The sequence below is a fragment of the Devosia sp. genome (genome assembly GCF_017744655.1).
In the GTDB taxonomy this organism is placed as follows: Bacteria; Pseudomonadota; Alphaproteobacteria; order Rhizobiales; family Devosiaceae; genus Devosia.
In genome coordinates this window covers 80834-98452 of sequence record NZ_JAGIAW010000005.1, presented here as the reverse complement: position 1 = coordinate 98452, position 17619 = coordinate 80834, and the positions used below count along the sequence as shown (strand labels likewise).

The window sequence follows — 17619 nt, the reverse complement described above, 5'->3', positions numbered from 1 at the left end:
TCTGGAATAAAGAAAGGGCGGCCTCTCGGCCGCCCTTTCTTTATTCGGCTGCCTGCGGTAGGTCCGCGGGCTTTTCCCACTTCAGCACCGGCTGGCGGGCCGCGCGGGTCTCGTCGAGACGGCGGCGGGGGGCCTTGGTCGGAGCCGAGGTGAAGCGTTCCTTGTTGCCAGCGAGTGCGTCTGTGGCGAGCTCGGCCATGACGTCGCAGAAGCGGTCGAGCGTCTGCTTGCTTTCGCTTTCCGTGGGTTCGATCAGCATGGCGCCGTGCACGACCAGCGGGAAATACATGGTCATGGGGTGGAAGCCTTCGTCGATCAGCGCCTTGGCGAAATCGAGCGTCGAGACGCCCGACTCCTTGAGGAAGCTGTCGTCGAAGAGCGCTTCGTGCATGGTCGGATAATCGGGGAAGGGCACCGAGAAGATGTGCTGCAGGCGAGCCTTGATGTAGTTCGCGTTGAGCACCGCATCCTGCGCCGCCTGGGCGAGGCCGTCGCCGCCGTGGCTGAGCATATAGGTCAGCGCGCGGACATACATGCCCATCTGGCCGTGGAAGGCCGTGACGCGGCCGAGGGCTGCGTCCTCGATGTGTTCGACGAGCTCAAGGCCATTGGCGGTCTTGCGTACGAAGGGGACCGGCGCGAAGGGCGCCAGCGCTTCGGAGAGCACGACCGGACCCGCACCCGGACCGCCGCCGCCATGCGGCGTCGAGAAGGTTTTGTGTAGGTTGATGTGCATGGCGTCGATGCCGAGATCGCCCGGACGAACCACGCCCATGATGGCGTTGAAATTGGCGCCATCGCAGTAGAAGAAGGCGCCGGCATCGTGCACAGCCCGAGCAATCTCGATGACCTGGGGCTCGAAGAGGCCGCAAGTATTGGGATTGGTCAGCATGATCGCGGCGACTTCGGGCGACAGGGCCGCCTTGACGGCTTCCACGTCGACGGTACCGTCATCTTTGGCCGGAACGGGCTTTACCGTGTAGCCGAGGAAGGCGGCGGTTGCCGGATTGGTGCCATGGGCGCTTTCGGGCACGAGCACCACGGTGCGGTGCGCTTCGCCCTTGGCTTCCTGTGCGGCCTTGATGGCCATCATGCCCAGAAGTTCACCATGCGCACCGGCCTTGGGCGACAAGGCAACGGCGGCGGTATTGGTGAGTGTCATCAGCCAGTGGCTGAGCTGGTTCATCAGTTCCAGCGCGCCTTGCACGGTGGAAACCGGCTGGAGCGGGTGGATGTCCGAGAAGCCCGGCAAACGAGCCATTTTCTCGTTGAGGCGCGGATTGTGCTTCATCGTGCATGAACCGAGCGGATACATGCCGCTGTCGATCGAGTGGTTCATGCGGCTGAGACGCACGTAGTGGCGCATCGCTTCAGGCTCGGTGAGGCCGGCAAGATCAAGCTTGGTCTTGCGAGCGAAACCGCCGAGGCGATCACTGTTAAAAGTGACGTCGGGCAGGTCGACGCCGGAATGCTCGGTGTCGCCGATTTCGAACAGCAGCGGCTCATCGGGGATAAGCGCCGAGCCAGAAGCGCCGGTGCCGACAGTACCCACGCCAGTAGGGCGGCCTTGCGTATTCATGCTCATGCCAGTTCCTCCGTCAGGGCGGCCGCGAGGGCTGATATATCGGCGTCGGTGGTCAGCTCCGTCGCTGCGAGGATAATGAGGTTATCGACGCTGCGGTCATTGGGCAGCAGGCGGCTCACCGGCACACCGGCGAGAATGCCGCGACGGGCAAGGCGTTCGACGAGACCCACAGCCGGTTGCGGCGTTCGGATGGTCATCTCGTTGAAGAAGGTCTTGTTCAGCACCTCTACGCCCGGCACGCCGGCCAGGGCATCGGCAAGCTTGATGGCGTTGAAGTGGTTGAGGCGGGCGAGGCGGACGAAACCGGCTTCGCCGAGGAGACCCATATGGATCGAGAAGGCGAGGGCGCAGAGGCCCGAATTGGTGCAAATATTGCTCGTCGCCTTTTCGCGGCGGATATGCTGCTCGCGGGTGGAGAGCGTCAGCACGAAGCCGCGGTTGCCATCGGCATCGACGGTTTCGCCGCAAAGGCGGCCAGGCATCTGGCGGATGAATTCCTTCCGCGTGGCCATGAGGCCGAGATAGGGGCCGCCGAAATTAAGCGCATTGCCGATCGACTGGCCTTCGGCCACGACGATATCGGCGCCAAGCGCCCCAGGAGCCTCAAGGAGGCCCAAAGAGACGACTTCCGTGACCACGACAATGAGCAGCGCGCCCTGGGCGTGGGCGGCTTCGGCTGCGGATTTGAGATCGCGCAGGTGACCGTAGAAGTCGGGGGTCTGGATGACGATGGCGGCGGTGTTGCCATCGATTTGCTGGAGAATATCGCCCTGACCCTCGGGGGAGGGCGAGAGACAGACCAGATCCGGATCGTCCTTGAGATAGGCTTTGACCACGTCTCGATAATGCGGGTGGAGGCCGCCGGAGAGGACGATCTTGTTTTTGCGCGTGAGGCGGCGGGCCATCAGGACGGCTTCGGCGGTGCCGGTGGAGCCGTCATAGAGCGAGGCGTTCGCCACATCCATGCCCATGATCTTGGCGACCTGGGTCTGGAATTCGAACAGCATCTGCAGGGTGCCCTGCGAGATTTCCGGCTGATAGGGCGTATAGGCCGTAAGCCATTCGGAACGCTGGATCAAATGATCGACCGTTGCCGGAACGTGGTGCCGATAGGCGCCAGCGCCGACGAAGAACGGGCCGTCGCCGGCCGCGTGGTTCTTGTTCGCGAGGGCGCGCATATGGGCTTCGACGAGGAATTCCGGCTGGTGCGCGGGAAGGCCGAGGTCGAAGCTCTTGAGGGCCGTTTTTGGAACGGCGGAGAACAGCGCGTCCATATCGGCGGCGCCGATGACGCCGAGCATGTCGGCGCGTTCGTGCTCAGAATGGGGAAGATAGCGCATGGTCAGAGGGTCAGTTCCGCATAGCCGTCGGCATCGAGGAGGGTGTCGAGTTCGCTTGCATCGCTGATGGCGATCTTGAACATCCAGCCGGCGGCTTCCGGATCGGAGTTCACCAAGCCGGGTTCATTGGTTAGCAGACTGTTAACTTCGACGATGGTTCCGGTGACCGGCGCGTAGATTTCGGAGGCGGCTTTCACCGACTCGACGACAGCGGCTTCGTCGCCCTTCTTGAGCGCTTTGCCGACGGCGGGGAGTTCGACGAAGACGATGTCGCCGAGCTGCTCCTGCGCATAGGGCGTGATGCCGACAATGCCGGTCGAACCCTCGACGCGAATGTATTCGTGGTCGGGCGTGAATTTCGTGGTCATGGCTGGGGCCTCAGACTGATTTGCGGAAATAGCGATGGGGAACGAAGGGTGTCGGCACCACTTCGGCCGGCTGCGAGCGGCCGCGGACCGAAACCTGGAGCTTTGTGCCGATGGCGGTGTGCTCGGGCGACACGAAGCCGAGAGCGATGGCCTTGCCCAGCGAGGGGGCAAAACCGCCGCTGGTGACCACGCCGATGGCAGTGCCTAACGCGTCGAGGATTTCGGCGCCTTCACGGGCAGGGGCGCCCTCGACGAGAAGACCGACACGCTTGCGGGAGAGTTTGCCGTCGCGCTCGGCGAGGATGCGCTGGGCGCCGGGGAAGTCGGCGGCTTCGCGACGGCGCTTGGAGACGGCAAAGCCCAGATCGGCTTCGATGGGGGAAACGGTCTCGTCGAGGTCGTGACCATAGAGTGGCAGGCCGGCTTCGAGGCGGAGACTGTCGCGGGCGCCGAGGCCGATGGGTCTTACGCGCGGGTCCGTAAGAAGTTCGTCCCAGAGGGCGACGGACATATGGGCGGGGGCGAGAATTTCAAAACCGTCTTCGCCGGTATAGCCGGAGCGGGAAATCGTCACTGGCGTGCCGTTCCAGTCGAACTCGCCGAACTGCATGAAGCCCAGATCAGCGGCGGGGGGGACGAGCGCGGCCATGACATTAACGGCTTCCGGGCCCTGGAGGGCGAGGAGGGCATTGTCGTCGGCGCGCTTGAGGGTGGCCTTGTTGCCGGCGGCAGCGGCAATGCGAGCAAAATCGCCTTCCTTGGTGCCGGCATTGACGACGATGAAGAGGGTGCCCGGTGTCTTGGAGCGGGCGACCATCAGGTCGTCGAGGGCGCCGCCGGATTCGTTGAGGAGCAGGGTGTAGCGGATCTGGCCGGGCTTGAGGCCCGCAATGTCGCCACAGATCAGCGGTTCGATAATTGCGGCGATGGCGGCATGGTCGGTTTCGGCATCACCCGATGGGGTGTTGAGTGTCAGAAAGCCTGGGCCCATGTGGCTGACGTCGAAGAGGCCGGCATTGTCGCGCGTCCACTTGTGCTCGGTCATGATGCCGGTGGGATATTGCACCGGCAGGGCATAGCCGCCGAAGGGGACGATACGGCCGCCGGCGGTGACGTGGCGCTCGTAAAGCGGGGTGTGCTTGAGGTCTTCTGTGGGCACTTCGGCCATGGGCACTCTCTGGTTCAAGGCGACACGACAAGGCTCCGCCAAACGGCGGGAATGCGTGCCCCCTCTGTCCTTGCCCTGAGAGATTTCCCGGCTGAGCGCCGGTTGCTACCTTCGGGGAGGCTGCGAACAGCCTGCTTTCCAGAGTTGTGACCTGACTGCGGTCCTTTTGCCTGAGAGTTTCCGGGGCGGTTGCTCCTTCGGCGCTGGCGTTTTCAGCCAGTCTCTCCCGCAGTCGAGGGCACCATGGGGAAAAATTGTGGTGGCGTCAACGCCTCTGCCTGCCTTCTCCCCTTGCGGGAGAAGGTGCTCCGAAGGGTCACCGAATTCGCGTTCGCGAATTCGGTCGGGATGAGGGGCATGGGATTTCACCACCCACTCCTCTGCGGAGGAGAGAGACCCCTCACCCTGATTTTCTGCTGAACGCAGAAAATCTGTCCCTCTCCCGCAAGGGGCGAGGGAGGGCCGGTGGGTGGGATAGAGGGCAAACAAAAAAGGCGGACCCAAAGGTCCGCCTTTCAATTCAATCTAGCTGCAAAATACCTTAGTTCAGGCGACCGGCCACATCCGCGATGGCCTTGTCGACGACTTGGTTGCCCTTCTTGTTCATTTCGTCGGTGAGGACGAGACGGGCAGCTTCGACGGCGAGGTCGGCCGAGCGGGCGCGGACTTCGGCGACGGCCTGGGCTTCGGCCTGGGCGATCTTGTCTTCCACGGCCTTGGTGCGGCGGGTCACGAGGTCAGCGAGCGAAGCCTGGGCTTCGGAAGCAAGGCGAGTGGCTTCGTCCTGGGCGGCGGCGATGATGCCCTGGGCTTCGGCTTCGGCGGCGACGCGCTTCTGTTCGTATTCGACGAGGAGAGCGGCAGCTTCTTCGCGCAGCTTCTTGGCCTGGGCCAGTTCGTCGGCGATCTTCTGGATCTGGCCGTCGAGCATCTTGCCCACGATGCGCGGGATGCCGAAGTACAGCGCCATCGCGATGAAGATGACGAGGGCAACGAGGGCGTAGAAGGAATTATCGAGTTCCATTGTCGCTTACTCCTTGCTGGCCTTGGCGACGGCAGCGCGGACGCTGTCGGTCGACACATCGCCGATGATCTGGCCGACGACGGTCTGGGCCGTTTCGGTGGCGATCTCGTCGACATGGGTCAGGGCATCGCGCTTGGTGGCGGCGATACGGGTCTCGGCTTCGGTAACCTTTGCGGTCAGATCGGCTTCGACAGCGCTGCGCTTGGAAGCGAGGTCGGACTGGATCTTTTCGCGGGTTTCGTTGGCAATACCCTGGGCCTTGGAGCGCGCATCAGCCAGGGCCGTTTCGTAGGCGGCGATGGCAGCGTCGGTCTTCTGGCGGGAAGCATCGGCGGCAGCGAGATCTGCGTCGACGATGCTCTTGCGATTTTCAAGAATGTTGCCGATGCGCGGCAGGGCAACCTTGCTCATCAGCACATAGAGCGCGCCAAAGGTGATGGCGAGCCAGAGCAGCTGGCTGGGGAAGGTCGCGGGGTCGAAGGGCGGGAAAACGCCTGAATCGTGCTCGCCACCATGGGCTTCGGTGGTTGCATGGGTGTCAGCGGTCGGATCGGCATGGGTATCGGTCGCGCCGTGCGCGACGTCTTCCACATGCTCTTCGGCCGGTGCAGCCGCTTCCTGGGCGTAAACTTGCGTTACCATCAGGTGAGGTCCCGTAAAATCCGGTCAACCGGCCGTGGCCGGACAAGAATGCGCAGCCGGGAATAGCCCCGGCTGCGTATAATTCGGTCGCGCCAGAATTAGGCGACGAACAGCAGGATCAGGGCAACCAGGAACGAGAAGATGCCCAGAGCTTCGGTCACGGCGAAGCCGAAGATCAGGTTCGAGAACTGGCTCGGGGCAGCAGACGGGTTGCGCAGGGCGCCCGACAGGAAGTTGCCGAAGATGTTGGCCACGCCGATGGCGGCGCCAGCCATACCGAAACAAGCAATGCCGGCACCGATGAACTTTGCGGCTTCAGCTTCCATTTTATAGTCCTTTCAAGCGACTTTAGCGGGGGTTCTGGCGGAACAGCCCGCCGTGACTAGTGATTAGTGAGACGGATGGATCGCGTCGTTGAGATACATGCAGGTCAGGACGGCGAAGACATACGCCTGGACTGCACCGACGAGAAATTCGAGGCCAGTAAGAGCAATGGCCATGATCAGCGGCAGCGCCGAACCGAGAATGCCGAGGAAACCCAGCGAGCTCATGGTGACGATGAAGCCGGTGAAGACTTTGAGCGTGATGTGACCGGCCAGGATATTGCCGAACAGACGCACAGAGAGCGAAATCGGGCGGCTCATGAAGGAGATGAACTCGATCGGCGCCACGATGGGAAGGATGTAGCCCGGCACGCCCGAGGGAACGAAGAGCTTCAGGAACTTCGGACCGTTCTTGACGAAGCCGTAGATGACGACGGTCAGGAAGACCAGCATCGAGAGGGCGAAGGTGACGATGATGTGGCTGGTAACCGTGAAGAAGTAGGGCACCATGCCAAACATATTGGCTACGAAAATGAAGGTGAAGAGCGAGAAGACCAGCGGGAAGAAGGTCATACCGGCAGTGCCGGCCGCACTTCGCACCATGTTCGCGACGAACCCGTAAAGCAGTTCGCTGACCAGCTGCGCGCGGCCCGGAACAACGCTTTTCGCCGAAGTGGTCAGGATCAGGTACAGCGAGATAACCGCGACCGTCGCCACCATGAACAGCGAAGAGTTGGTAAAGGAGAAATTCAGGCCACTGCCTGCGGTGCCATCACCACCAAGGTGAATGGGGAACATGTCCTGGATGACGAACTGGTGGATCGGATCAGTACCGGCCAAGATAGAGCCCTCTAAACGTCATCATTTTTCTGTTTCGTCTACCCCGGCCGAAACGGGCGGGACGGGCGAAGCGGCGTTCATTTGCGCCACCACACGGGTGACATTGAGTATTCCAGCGGCAAAGCCCACCAAGAACATGATGAGCAAGCCCCAGGGGCTGGTTCCCAGGCCAAGATCGATGAGGTAGCCGAAGCCGGTCCCCACCAGAATTGCGGCGATGAACTCGGTACCGATGCGCATGCCGCGCGCCATCCCGCTCATCTGCCCAGAATCGGTCCCCGCGGATCTATTGTCCTCAAGGTGCCGGTCCCGCTTGGCTGAAGCAATACGCGATGCAAGCTCGCGCGTCGCCTCACTGGCATTTTCAGACTGGCCCTGGATTTTGGGCGGTTTTTCCATCCGCTTACTCCCCCTTGGCCTGCCTTTTCCCGGATTGGTCCGGGTGCCTATTCAGGTCGGGCGCAACATAGTGGTGGCCCCAAATAGTGTCAAGGCGCGTAACGATCTGGTAAGCCTTTGATTTGCCGCGTGATTTTTACGAAATCCAAGGGTGCGGCATGCTGTCCACAGCTCAATTGTGGTGGAGTCGTGGCCGGGAAGGGGATTCCCTGGGGGTGGGTTTCATCACCGCACCTTAGTCGGAGCCTTCATTTGTGCTCCGGCTGGGCACTTCGTAGTCGAAGTCATCGTCGTATTTGAGGGAAGGCGTGTTGACTGAACTGGTGATGCGCAGCACCCAGACCTCGCCTCCGATGATGTCATAATCGAAATACCAGCCATCGACGATAATGCGCATGGCACCGCGAATTGGGATGCGGGTATCGGACTGGCCCGCATGTGGCTGGCTCGCGAGGGGGCGCTGGGCGCGCTTGACGATATCGCGGAACGTCACGATGCCGGAGATTGTCTTGCCGGTGAGATAGGCGATCTGCCGATCAATGTCCTGCCGAGCCTCTTTCGACAGTTTGACGCGCATCAGGCAGCTTTGCCCTTCCGGATGATCTCGTCGAGTTCGGCGATGACGTCGTCCATGTCTTCACCCTCGCCCGCGGCGGCTTCGTCACGCCCGCGGAGCACCGACAGGCAGATGCCGCCTTCCGCGTCATGGGCGAGATAGTGCTTGAGGGCACGCACGATGACCCAACTCCGCGTGCGCTCAGAGCCTGAGGCGATCTTCTCGATGTCGTCGAGGATGTCCTGAGGAAGACGCAGGGTGATCGGGCCGGACAGGTCTGCCATGGTAAGTCTCCTTTGTATTACATGTAATACAAAATGCATGGCCGGTCAAAATTGGCCTAGACGACTTCGCGGAAACTTTCGGCCGTCTGCAGGTCCACCGAGACGAGTTGGGAAACGCCGCGTTCGGCCATGGTGACGCCGAAGAGGCGGTCGACGCGGCTCATGGTGATCGGATTGTGGGTGATGACCATGAAGCGCGTATTTGTGCGCTGGCGCATGGAGTCGAGGAGATTGCAGAAGCGTTCCACGTTGGCGTCATCGAGCGGGGCGTCGACTTCGTCGAGCACGCAGATCGGCGCGGGATTGGTGAGGAACACCGCAAAGATCAGGCTCATGGCGGTGAGCGCCTGTTCGCCACCTGAGAGCAGGGTCATGGTCTGCGGCTTCTTGCCCGGTGGGCGGGCGATGATTTCGAGGCCGGCTTCGAGCGGGTCGTCGCTTTCGACGAAGGTCAGCTCGGCCGTGCCGCCGCCGAAAAGGGTGGTAAAAAGTTCCTGGAAATAGGCGTTCACCTTGCCAAAGGCTTCCGAGAGGCGGGCGCGGCCTTCGCGGTTGAGCGCGGCAATGCCGCCGCGCAATTTGGCGATGGCTTCGATGAGGTCGTCGCGATCGGCGACCATGGTATCGAGTTTTTCCTGAACCTCTTCGGCTTCCTTTTCGGCCGAGAGATTGACCCCGCCCAGACGCTCGCGCTCGGCTTTGAGGCGTTCCAGCTTTTGCTCGGTTGCGGTTTCGGGGGGCAGGGCCTCTTCGGGGCGAATGCCTGAAACTTCGAGGGTGCGGCTGGCGGGAATGCCGAGGCTCTCTTCGACCTGGCGCTCGATCTGCTGGCGCTGGGCCATCGAGCCTTTCAGGCGCTCTTCGATGCGGGTGAGGTCGATGCGGACTTCGGAGAGGGCTTCGGCAGCGGCGCGTGAGGCTTTTTCGTGATCGCGCCAGGCGGTCTGGGCGGCGTTGAAGCGGTCGCTGGCTTCCTGGTGGTCGAGATTGGCGTCTTCGATCTGGTCTTCGAGCTGGGCGCGGCGATCGGCAAAACCTTCGGGGGCGGCGTCGAGTTCGTCGAGCTGGGCTTTGACGGCCTCTGTGCGCTGGTCGAGTGTTGCGAGCTGGGCCGCGGCGCTGTCGAAACGACGCTGCCAGGCGGCGCTGTCGCGTGCGAGCTGATCGAGGCGGGACGCGCGCATGCGGGCGGCGCTTTCGAAGGTGCCCAGTTTCAGACGGGCCTGATCGGCGCGTTCGCGGAGGGACGCGAGGCGCTCGTGCTCCTCTTCGAGGCGATAAACGAGGTCGTCTTCTTCGCCTGATTCTTCGAGGATGATGGCGGCCTCTTCGCGGACCGCTTCGGCTTCGCTGAGGTTTGCCTGGAGACGTGTGTGGGCTTCTTCGAGGGCGGATCGGCGGGAGGCGAGTTCGCCCTGGGCGCGGAGGGCGCGGTCGAGTTCGGTTTGCGCCAGGCTGATGGCGTGCTGGGCCTTGCGCCAGTCTTCGCGGCGGGCGCGCTCGGCCTGACGGGCAAGGTCGAGGGTGGCGGTTTGGTTGTCGATGTCGCGGCGGAAGGCATTGCGCTCGGCTTTGGCGCGCATGACTTCCTCGTCCAATTCGGCGAGGCGATTGCGCTGCGAGAGGCGGAGGGCGGCTGCTGTCGGCGCATCGGCGGCGGCGACAAAACCATCCCAGCGCCACATGGCGCCTTCGATTGTGACGAGGCGCTGGCCGGGCCATAGGGCGGGCATGAGGCCGGGGCCGACCACGTCGCTGACAAGGCCGATCTGGTCGAGGCGGCGTTTGAGGAGCGGCGTGCCGGTGACATAGCGCGACAGTGGTTCGGCGCCTTGCGGCAGGGGCGGATCGTCATAGCCCTCGATGGCGATGGACCAGTGGAGCGGCGCGCCGGCATCGGAGGAGGCATCGAGATCGTCGCCGAGGGCAGCGCCGAGGGCGGTTTCGTAGCCGGGCTCCACCTTCAATTCGTCGACGATGGCGGGCCAGAGGCTGGAGCCGACATTGAGCATTTTGCCGAGCGTCGAGGCTTCGGCTTCTAGGCCCGTCACCAGCGCATCGAGTTCGGCGAGGCGGGGGCGCATCTCGTCGAGTTTTTGCTGGGCGGAAGCGGCTTCTTCCTCGGCGCTAAGGGCCGCGCTTTCGGCGATCTCGGCTTCTTCGTGGGCGGCTTCGAGAGCGTCCTGATGGCGGGCCAGGGTTTCGTCGCCGGCAATGGTTTCGGCGATTTTCGCCATGTCGGCTTCGACGCCTGCGATTTCGCGGGTCAGGCGTTCGAGGCGAAGGTCGGCATCGGCGACGGCGCGCTGGGCCTGGCCGCGGCGGACGCGCATCTGGGCGAGGCGATCACTGAGGAGACGGGATTCGGTTTCGGCGGAGGCTGCGGCGGCGCGCGCTTCCTCGGCTTCGCGGCGGGCGGCCTCGAGGCTTTCGATTGCCTCTTGTTCCTCGGCCTCGATGCGCTCCTGCTCTTCGGCATAGGCGGCAAGGCTCGCTTCGCTTTCGCTGACCAGTTCGCGTTCGCGGGTGCCGTCCTGCGAAATCTGGCGGAGGCGCTCTTCGAGTTCGGTGCGGCGCTGCTGCAGGCGGCGCGATTCTTCGCTCAATTGCTCGAAGAGGATCTTGTAGCGCTGCAGAATGGCCGAGGTGACGGCTTCGCGCTCGCGCAACGGGGCGAGAGCGGCTTCGGCTTGTTCGACGTTCTTTTGCGCCATGCGCTCGGCATGGGTGGCGTCGGCAAGCTTGCGGATGAGGACGGCTTGGGCGGCTTCGCCTTCCTTTTCCGCGGCGCGGGTGGCGACCCAGCGGATGTGAAAGAGCGTCGCTTCAGCGCGGCGAATGTCGCCCGAAAGGCCGCGATAGCGGATGGCGAGGCGGGCCTGGCGTTTTAGCGTTTCGAGCTGGCTGCTGATTTGGCCGATGATGTCGTCGACGCGCTCGAGATTGCTTTCGGCGGCGCGGAGGCGGAGTTCCGCTTCATGGCGGCGGGAATGGAGGCCGGAAATGCCGGCGGCTTCTTCGAGGAGAGCGCGGCGGGCGGTTGGTTTTGCAGCGATCAGTTCGCCGATCTGGCCCTGACGGACCATGGCGGGGGAATGGGCGCCGGTGGAGGCATCGGCAAAAAGCAGCTGCACGTCGCGGGCGCGCACTTCCTTGCCATTGACGCGATAGACCGAGCCGGCCTCGCGCTCGATGCGGCGGGTAACTTCGAGAATGTCGGCGGTGTTGAGGGCGGCGGGGGCGGTGCGGTCAACATTGTCGAGGACCAGCGTCACCTCGGCCGAATTGCGGCCGGGCCGATTGCCGGAGCCGGAGAAAATGACGTCGTCCATGCCGGAGGCGCGCATGGCCTTGTATGAGTTTTCACCCATGACCCAGCGCATGGCTTCGACAAGGTTGGACTTGCCGCAGCCATTGGGGCCGACAATGCCCGTGAGGCCTGGCTCCATCACGAGCGTCGTCTCGTCGCAGAAGCTTTTGAAGCCGTGGAGTTTCAGGCGGGAGAACTTCATCAGTTCACCCGCCCGAAAAGAAGACGGGGTGTTGAGCTTGCAACACCCCCTCCCAACCTCCCCCATCAAGGGGGAGGTGCATACCGAGTTCTTGATTACTGCTGTGCAGGGGCAGGGGCCATTGCGTCAGTAGCGGGAGCCATTGCGTCAGCAGCAGGTGCCATGGCGTCGGCGGCCGGTGCCATTGCATCGGTTGCCGGCGCAGGGGCCGCAGCAGCGTCAGCGGCGGGAGCGACGAAATCGGCAGGCACAAGCGGGTCGATCTCGGCAGCGAGCTGCTCGAGCGTCTTGTCACCGGAAAGCGTCTTGCCATTGACATAGAAGGTCGGCGTGCCCTGGAGCCCGAATTCGTTCAGCGCCTGTTCGCGCATGGCTTCCATGCCAGTGAACAGGTCCTGATTCGTCAAGGCAGCATCAAAGCTTTCCTTGGTAAAACCAAGCTGGGTCGCGATGGTGTAGATCGCGTCGCGCGGGGTTTCCGAAACGCCCCATTCGCCCTGGGTCTTGAAGTAGGTCGAGATGACGTTGTGGTAGTTGGTCTCGCCAGCGGCTTCAGCGAGCATGAAGATGGCGGCGTCGAGCACGTTGCGCACGAAGGGGCGCAGGATGAACTTGACCTTGCCGGTATCGACATATTCGGCCTTGAACGGCTCATAGACCGTGTTGTGGAAGGTCGCACAATGCGGACAGGTCGGGGACGCATATTCAATGACCGTGACCGGAGCGTCGGCATTGCCCAGGATCTTGTCCGGAATGTTGCCGGCCGGGGCGAGGAGCTTGGCTTGATCGACGACATCGCCTTCGGCGGCCTGGGCCCCGCTGAGGCCGCAAAGGCTAAGCGCGGTGGCACCGGCGGCAAGGATGAGGGTCTCACGGCGGTTGAACTTCACGTGTCAGGCTCCTGATTATTGTTCTGCGCGACACTACACATGGGCTTGGTGTCGGCAAGTGGGCACGATTATCACTTGGGGGTGAACGGACTATCCGCTTTGCACGTCCTGATCCCGAAACCGTGAATGCTTCGGTGGGGACACGATTATCTGCCCTTTTTCTCCGACCTGCCGGAGAGCGCCAGGCCCAATGCCCGCAACGCTTCCCGCAGATCAGTATCCTCGATCTTTTCGACCGTGGCGCCGACCTTTGCGATTTCGCTCTGGCTCGGTTGCCTGTTCTTTTGCGCCTTGGCGCCTGAACCGGGGGTGAATAGCTCGGCCGAGAGCCGGACCTCATCGACGAGGAGATAGCCGAAGTAGCGATTGACCGCGGTGGCGATTTCGGGGGCGGCATGCTGAACGAAGAGTGCCTGGCCGGGACCGCAGCGGAGGTAGAGCACCGCGCCTTCGTGGCTCTGCGCTGCGCTGCGCGGCCAGACAAGCTTGTCCGGCATGGTCGTCTGGTCATAGGGCGCCGGGGCGATGACCCGCCAATGGGTGATGATGTCCTTGGTCGCAAAGCCGCGCTTTTTCAGCACCGGATCGAGCGCGCCCGAAAGCACGTCAGCAACGCTGAGTGTTTTGTTGCGGCGTTTGGGGTCGGGCGGTTCCTTTTCGGCCATGGGCTGGGAGTAGCGCTGGGGCGAGTGACAAGCAAGCGGCGCGTGTGGCTCCACCCCCTCCCATCCTCCCCCATCCAGGGGGAGGTGTGCATCGAGCGTGATGCGCGATCTATTCAAAGCCACCGGCTTGCACCTCCGCCTGGATGGGGGAGGATGGGAGGGGGTGACGACACACACAATAGTCGGACTTGTCGCCCCCATCCCAAAAACTATATCCATCCGCCATGCCATTCCTCGCCCCACACCCAATCGACGCCGACGCCGTGCTCGCCTGGTATGATCGCCATGCCCGCACTCTGCCCTGGCGTGTTTCGCCGGCGGATCGAGCGAAGGGTGTGCATGCCGATCCCTATCGGGTCTGGCTCAGCGAGGTGATGCTGCAGCAGACAACGGTGGCGGCGGTGCAGAAGTATTTTCTGCGCTTTACCCATCTCTGGCCGACGGTATTCGACCTCGCCGCCGCCCCGTTGGACGCGGTGCTGCGCGAATGGGCGGGGCTTGGCTATTATGCGCGGGCGCGAAACCTCCATGCCTGCGCGGTCGCGGTTGTCGAGCGACGTGGCGGCGTCTTTCCGCAAACCTCGGAAGGGCTGCAAACCCTGCCGGGCATCGGCGCCTATACGAGCGCAGCCATTGCGGCGATCTGCTTTGATGAGCGGATTGCCGTGCTTGATGGCAATCTCGACCGGGTGCTGGCGCGCTATTATGCGCTCGATGTGCCGGTGCGCGAGGCCAAGGACGACCTGCGCGCGGCGCTGCAGCAAAGCGTGCCGGAGCGATCGGGCGATTTTGCGCAGGCCATGATGGATCTGGGTGCAACGATCTGCGCGCCGCGAGCGGCTTCCTGCCTCATCTGTCCGCTACAACCCGATTGCCGCGCCACGCGCGAAGGTGAGCCGACGCTTTATCCCATCAAGCCGGTGAAGGCGGAACGCCCGGTGCGACGCGGCCATGCCTTCGTCATGACCGATGCCGGTGGCGACGTTTATCTGCAATCGCGACCGGGCAAGGGGCTGCTCGGCGGCATGACCGAGGTGCCGACTTCGGATTGGATTTCAGACCTAGCCGAAGTTGCTTATCCAGTCGCGGGGAACTGGCGCCATCGCGGACAGGTGGTGCACGTTTTCACCCACTTTCGGCTGGAGCTGGAAGTGTGGTCCTCGATGGTGTCGGCTGACGGTCTTGAACATGGCTGGTGGAGCCCTCCATCGGCGCTGAAAGGCGAGGCACTGCCGACGCTGTTCAGAAAAGTGCTGGCGCAGGCGGGGTTGGAGTAGGGCTTGCGGTGGACATAAGCAAGTATTACCATTTCCATGTCAGGTAATACCGGAGGTGTCCATGACTGTAACGGTGACCATCAAGGGTCAGGTGACAATTCCAAAACCCGTACGAGATTTGCTAGGCATCACGCCGGGCAGCGCAGTCGATTTTCAACGCAATGACCGGGGCGAAATCGTACTGGTGCCGGCGGAGAGCGATACGACCAGCCGATTTGATCGCTTCAGGGGGCACGCAGGTGAGGGCCTGGATACAAATGCCATCATGGCGCTGCTGCGCAGCGAAAATTGATCCTTGTCGATACCAGTGTGCTGCTGGACCTCGTAACAGACGACCCGGTCTGGGCCGAGTGGTCGATTGGACAACTCAAGCAGGCCAGTCTTGCAGGATCGCTGCTCATCAATGACGTAGTTTATGCTGAACTGAGCACTCGCTATGAGCGGATCGAGGACCTCGACGACTTCGTGAGCGGCATTGGCCTTGTGCACGCACCGATGCCGAAGGCGGCGTTGTTTCTCGCAGCCAAGGCATTCCGACAGTACAAAGATGCGGGCGGCACCAAGACTGGCGTCTTGTCAGATTTTTTCATCGGCGCCCATGCCGCCGTGGAAGGCGTAAGGCTGCTGACGCGCGATGAGGGGCGGTATCGGACCTATTTCCCGACGGTTGAGTTGATTTCGCCTTAGTTCAAAGCAAGGCCGCCGGCTATGTGGCGGCCTCCATGCAGTCAGTTCTCAGATGCCATCGGCCGTCGCGTCATCGCCGATGAGGATGTCCCGCAGCGGCTTGGGAACAGGAAAGCCGTAACCTTGCCCAGGCTCCTCAAATGCCAGCGATTGGTCGCGGTGGTGCTGGTTCATGTAGAGCTCGGTTCCAACTTTTTGCATGGCCAAGCTTAGTGCCTGGACGCTGTCTACACCGAAGCCCGAACTGATCCGCATTCCCTCAGGCCACCCTATTTCATAGGAGCAGGCCCAATGGTCCGCCATCTTCTCGGGCAAATGAATGCGAACCGGCACCGTCGTTCCGGCATGCTCGCCTGATACCAATCTCAGTATGCGCTCTGCTATGATCATCAGGCTTCAATAGCTTAGTGGACGGATTGTCTTGCCAGAGAGGCAGTCGCTGTAGCGAAACATCGCCTGCTGATGGCAGGATGCGAGACCTACCATGTTACAGTGGAACGTATCTTTCTTATACAGTTCTTCGCACTCATCCTCAGTCAATCGCCTCACTCCCCCAAGCCGGACTCGTTGATCATTTGGTTCGGTGCTCTGAATCCATTTGCCAATTGATCCGGTAACTTGAACCCACTGGCCACCCGCGGAGGTGCCGGCTGGAACCCTCGGCTGGTTTGGGTCGAAGCGTTTGAGTAGCGTTCAATATTGCTAGTCGGGTATCTTTGGCAGAAACCAAGACAGTCGCTCCTAATGGTTTACTTTGCCGATTTTGATCGACGCCAATGGAGCGGGGATAACTTTTTCGAAAACAAAAAGGCCGCCGGGGCAAACCGGCGGCCAGTTATAGAGCCTGAGTAATGATTGGAGGTCAGGATCAGGCAGAAAGCAAATCAAGTTTTTGGCGAACGCTAGCCCGGAGGACATCGATGGGCTCGGCGACGCCAAGGTAGTCGTGGTGCCAGAAGGTCCACCCGTTGCATGCCTCGGCGCCCTGTACCAATGCGCCGACCTTGTGGATCGACCCCTGGTGCGGACCCGAGACGAGCGAGCCGTCTGCACGAACCATGGCAGAGTAACGTTTCGTTAAGTCGAAAAGTTGCGCGCCTGGTTCGATCAGCCCCTGTTCGACCAGCGAACCGAAGGGAATGCGGGTTTCCTTGCGCTTTGGCGTGACCGACTGCAGCGCATCGAAGACCGCGGGGCGGATCGAGGCGATGCGATTGCGGGCGGCCGCGACATAGGTGTCTTCGCGCTCAATGCCGATGAAGTGTCGACCGAGCTTTCTTGCCACGGCGCCGGTGGTGCCAGTGCCGAAGAAGGGATCGAGCACGATATCGCCCGGCTTGGTCGTCGCGTTGAGAATGCGGAACAACAGGGCTTCCGGCTTCTGGGTCGGATGGACCTTGCCGTCGTCCTCGTCCTTGAGGCGCTCCGAGCCGGTGCAGATGGGGAAGAGCCAATCGGACCGCATCTGCGTGTCGTCATTGGCGAGCTTCATGGCCTCATAGTTGAAGGTCACGCGGCTCTTCTGGCTCTTGGAGGCCCAGATCAGGGTTTCGTGCGCATTGGTGAACCGCGTGCCGCGGAAATTGGGCATCGGGTTGGCCTTGCGCCAGATGACGTCGTTGAGCATCCAGAAATCGAGATCCTGGAGCGCCGTGCCGACGCGGAAAATATTGTGATAGGAGCCGATGACCCAGATGGCGCCATCGGGCTTCAGGACGCGGCGGGCCGCCTTCAGCCAGCCGCGGGTGAACGCGTCATAGTGGGCGAACGAATCGAACTTGTCCCAATCGTCGTCGACCGCATCGACCTTAGACTGGTCGGGGCGGGTAAGGCCTTGTTCCAGCTGCAGGTTATAGGGCGGATCGGCGAAGATGAGATCGACGGAGCCGGCCGGCAAGGCATTCATGTGGTCGATGCAATCGCCCACGAGAATGGTGTCGATCGGAAGGCGGGAAGCCTCCTCCGCATCGGCCGACTGGGCCGTACGCGCGGTACGCAACATGCAACTATCCCTAACGCAGTACTAACTATGCCTTTGTACTTCGTCAGGGTTAATGGA

At 62.3% G+C, this 17619-nt stretch carries 19 protein-coding genes and 1 riboswitch; of the genes, 3 read left to right on the top strand and 16 right to left on the bottom strand.

The window, feature by feature from the left end:
- Window positions 1–40: 40 nt before the first annotated feature.
- From gcvPB to J7557_RS11250, 14 genes are all read right to left on the bottom strand, one after another.
- Window positions 41–1585, bottom strand: a complete 1545-nt coding sequence (gcvPB, locus tag J7557_RS11315) for an aminomethyl-transferring glycine dehydrogenase subunit GcvPB (protein WP_291420170.1) — start codon at window positions 1583–1585, stop codon at window positions 41–43.
- Window positions 1582–2925: an aminomethyl-transferring glycine dehydrogenase subunit GcvPA gene (gene gcvPA, locus J7557_RS11310; protein ID WP_291420169.1), complete on the bottom strand. Its 1344-nt coding sequence runs from the start codon at window positions 2923–2925 to the stop codon at window positions 1582–1584. Before gcvPA ends, gcvPB begins: the two co-directional genes overlap by 4 nt.
- Before the next feature lie 2 nt (window positions 2926–2927).
- Window positions 2928–3293: a glycine cleavage system protein GcvH gene (gene gcvH / locus J7557_RS11305; RefSeq protein WP_291420168.1), complete on the bottom strand. Its 366-nt coding sequence runs from the start codon at window positions 3291–3293 to the stop codon at window positions 2928–2930.
- A 10-nt stretch (window positions 3294–3303) separates the two neighbouring features.
- Window positions 3304–4461: a glycine cleavage system aminomethyltransferase GcvT gene (gene gcvT / locus J7557_RS11300; RefSeq protein ID WP_291420167.1), complete on the bottom strand. Its 1158-nt coding sequence runs from the start codon at window positions 4459–4461 to the stop codon at window positions 3304–3306.
- 148 nt (window positions 4462–4609) lie between these two features.
- Window positions 4610–4700: riboswitch (glycine riboswitch) on the bottom strand.
- Window positions 4701–5002: 302 nt separating this feature from the next.
- Window positions 5003–5485: an ATP F0F1 synthase subunit B gene (locus J7557_RS11295; RefSeq protein ID WP_291420166.1), complete on the bottom strand. Its 483-nt coding sequence runs from the start codon at window positions 5483–5485 to the stop codon at window positions 5003–5005.
- Between the two features lie 6 nt (window positions 5486–5491).
- Window positions 5492–6127, bottom strand: coding sequence for a F0F1 ATP synthase subunit B (locus J7557_RS11290; protein ID WP_291420165.1), 636 nt, complete (start codon window positions 6125–6127; stop codon window positions 5492–5494).
- Between the two features lie 98 nt (window positions 6128–6225).
- Window positions 6226–6453, bottom strand: a complete 228-nt coding sequence (locus J7557_RS11285) for a F0F1 ATP synthase subunit C (RefSeq protein WP_035087599.1) — start codon at window positions 6451–6453, stop codon at window positions 6226–6228.
- 63 nt (window positions 6454–6516) lie between these two features.
- Window positions 6517–7290, bottom strand: a complete 774-nt coding sequence (locus J7557_RS11280; RefSeq protein WP_291420164.1) for a F0F1 ATP synthase subunit A — start codon at window positions 7288–7290, stop codon at window positions 6517–6519.
- A gap of 21 nt (window positions 7291–7311) precedes the next feature.
- The gene (locus J7557_RS11275; protein WP_291420163.1) at window positions 7312–7689 is read right to left on the bottom strand and encodes an AtpZ/AtpI family protein; all 378 of its coding nucleotides are present in this window, start codon (window positions 7687–7689) and stop codon (window positions 7312–7314) included.
- A gap of 235 nt (window positions 7690–7924) precedes the next feature.
- Complete coding sequence (locus tag J7557_RS11270; RefSeq protein WP_291420162.1) at window positions 7925–8266, bottom strand: type II toxin-antitoxin system RelE/ParE family toxin; 342 nt, start codon at window positions 8264–8266, stop codon at window positions 7925–7927.
- Window positions 8266–8529, bottom strand: a complete 264-nt coding sequence (locus J7557_RS11265; protein ID WP_291420161.1) for a CopG family ribbon-helix-helix protein — start codon at window positions 8527–8529, stop codon at window positions 8266–8268. The genes J7557_RS11270 and J7557_RS11265 overlap by 1 nt, the downstream gene beginning before the upstream one ends.
- Before the next feature lie 56 nt (window positions 8530–8585).
- Window positions 8586–12041, bottom strand: a complete 3456-nt coding sequence (locus tag J7557_RS11260; RefSeq protein WP_291420160.1) for an AAA family ATPase — start codon at window positions 12039–12041, stop codon at window positions 8586–8588.
- A 95-nt stretch (window positions 12042–12136) separates the two neighbouring features.
- The gene (locus tag J7557_RS11255; RefSeq protein ID WP_291420159.1) at window positions 12137–12931 is read right to left on the bottom strand and encodes a DsbA family protein; all 795 of its coding nucleotides are present in this window, start codon (window positions 12929–12931) and stop codon (window positions 12137–12139) included.
- A gap of 146 nt (window positions 12932–13077) precedes the next feature.
- Window positions 13078–13596: a DUF721 domain-containing protein gene (locus J7557_RS11250; protein WP_291420158.1), complete on the bottom strand. Its 519-nt coding sequence runs from the start codon at window positions 13594–13596 to the stop codon at window positions 13078–13080.
- 224 nt (window positions 13597–13820) lie between these two features.
- Between J7557_RS11250 and mutY the strand changes: the two genes are divergently transcribed.
- From mutY to J7557_RS11235, 3 genes are all read left to right on the top strand, one after another.
- A complete protein-coding gene (gene mutY, locus J7557_RS11245) occupies window positions 13821–14873 on the top strand; it encodes an A/G-specific adenine glycosylase (RefSeq protein WP_291420157.1) in 1053 nt (350 codons plus the stop codon).
- A 61-nt stretch (window positions 14874–14934) separates the two neighbouring features.
- Window positions 14935–15165, top strand: coding sequence for an AbrB/MazE/SpoVT family DNA-binding domain-containing protein (locus tag J7557_RS11240; protein WP_291420156.1), 231 nt, complete (start codon window positions 14935–14937; stop codon window positions 15163–15165).
- Complete coding sequence (locus tag J7557_RS11235) at window positions 15162–15560, top strand: type II toxin-antitoxin system VapC family toxin (RefSeq protein WP_291420155.1); 399 nt, start codon at window positions 15162–15164, stop codon at window positions 15558–15560. The genes J7557_RS11240 and J7557_RS11235 overlap by 4 nt, the downstream gene beginning before the upstream one ends.
- 48 nt (window positions 15561–15608) lie before the next feature.
- On the opposite strand, the gene J7557_RS11230 is transcribed toward J7557_RS11235, so the two are convergent.
- Window positions 15609–15950 (bottom strand): hypothetical protein, encoded by a 342-nt coding sequence (locus tag J7557_RS11230; protein ID WP_291420154.1) that lies wholly within the window; start codon window positions 15948–15950, stop codon window positions 15609–15611.
- 478 nt (window positions 15951–16428) lie between these two features.
- Window positions 16429–17562, bottom strand: a complete 1134-nt coding sequence (locus J7557_RS11225; RefSeq protein ID WP_291420153.1) for a site-specific DNA-methyltransferase — start codon at window positions 17560–17562, stop codon at window positions 16429–16431.
- Between the last annotated feature and the right edge of the window lie 57 nt (window positions 17563–17619).

Bases quoted from the DNA above. Each gene is read 5' to 3' on its own strand.
- J7557_RS11295 (WP_291420166.1), bottom strand. From the start codon at position 5,485: ATGGAACTCGATAATTCCTTCTACGCCCTCGTTGCCCTCGTCATCTTC.
- mutY (WP_291420157.1), top strand. From the start codon at position 13,821: ATGCCATTCCTCGCCCCACACCCAATCGACGCCGACGCCGTGCTCGCC.
- gcvPB (WP_291420170.1), bottom strand. From the start codon at position 1,585: ATGAGCATGAATACGCAAGGCCGCCCTACTGGCGTGGGTACTGTCGGC.
- J7557_RS11250 (WP_291420158.1), bottom strand. From the start codon at position 13,596: ATGGCCGAAAAGGAACCGCCCGACCCCAAACGCCGCAACAAAACACTC.
- gcvH (WP_291420168.1), bottom strand. From the start codon at position 3,293: ATGACCACGAAATTCACGCCCGACCACGAATACATTCGCGTCGAGGGT.
- gcvPA (WP_291420169.1), bottom strand. From the start codon at position 2,925: ATGCGCTATCTTCCCCATTCTGAGCACGAACGCGCCGACATGCTCGGC.
- J7557_RS11285 (WP_035087599.1), bottom strand. From the start codon at position 6,453: ATGGAAGCTGAAGCCGCAAAGTTCATCGGTGCCGGCATTGCTTGTTTC.
- J7557_RS11225 (WP_291420153.1), bottom strand. From the start codon at position 17,562: ATGTTGCGTACCGCGCGTACGGCCCAGTCGGCCGATGCGGAGGAGGCT.
- J7557_RS11240 (WP_291420156.1), top strand. From the start codon at position 14,935: ATGACTGTAACGGTGACCATCAAGGGTCAGGTGACAATTCCAAAACCC.
- J7557_RS11265 (WP_291420161.1), bottom strand. From the start codon at position 8,529: ATGGCAGACCTGTCCGGCCCGATCACCCTGCGTCTTCCTCAGGACATC.
- J7557_RS11275 (WP_291420163.1), bottom strand. From the start codon at position 7,689: ATGGAAAAACCGCCCAAAATCCAGGGCCAGTCTGAAAATGCCAGTGAG.
- J7557_RS11230 (WP_291420154.1), bottom strand. From the start codon at position 15,950: ATGATCATAGCAGAGCGCATACTGAGATTGGTATCAGGCGAGCATGCC.
- gcvT (WP_291420167.1), bottom strand. From the start codon at position 4,461: ATGGCCGAAGTGCCCACAGAAGACCTCAAGCACACCCCGCTTTACGAG.
- J7557_RS11270 (WP_291420162.1), bottom strand. From the start codon at position 8,266: ATGCGCGTCAAACTGTCGAAAGAGGCTCGGCAGGACATTGATCGGCAG.
- J7557_RS11290 (WP_291420165.1), bottom strand. From the start codon at position 6,127: ATGGTAACGCAAGTTTACGCCCAGGAAGCGGCTGCACCGGCCGAAGAG.
- J7557_RS11260 (WP_291420160.1), bottom strand. From the start codon at position 12,041: ATGAAGTTCTCCCGCCTGAAACTCCACGGCTTCAAAAGCTTCTGCGAC.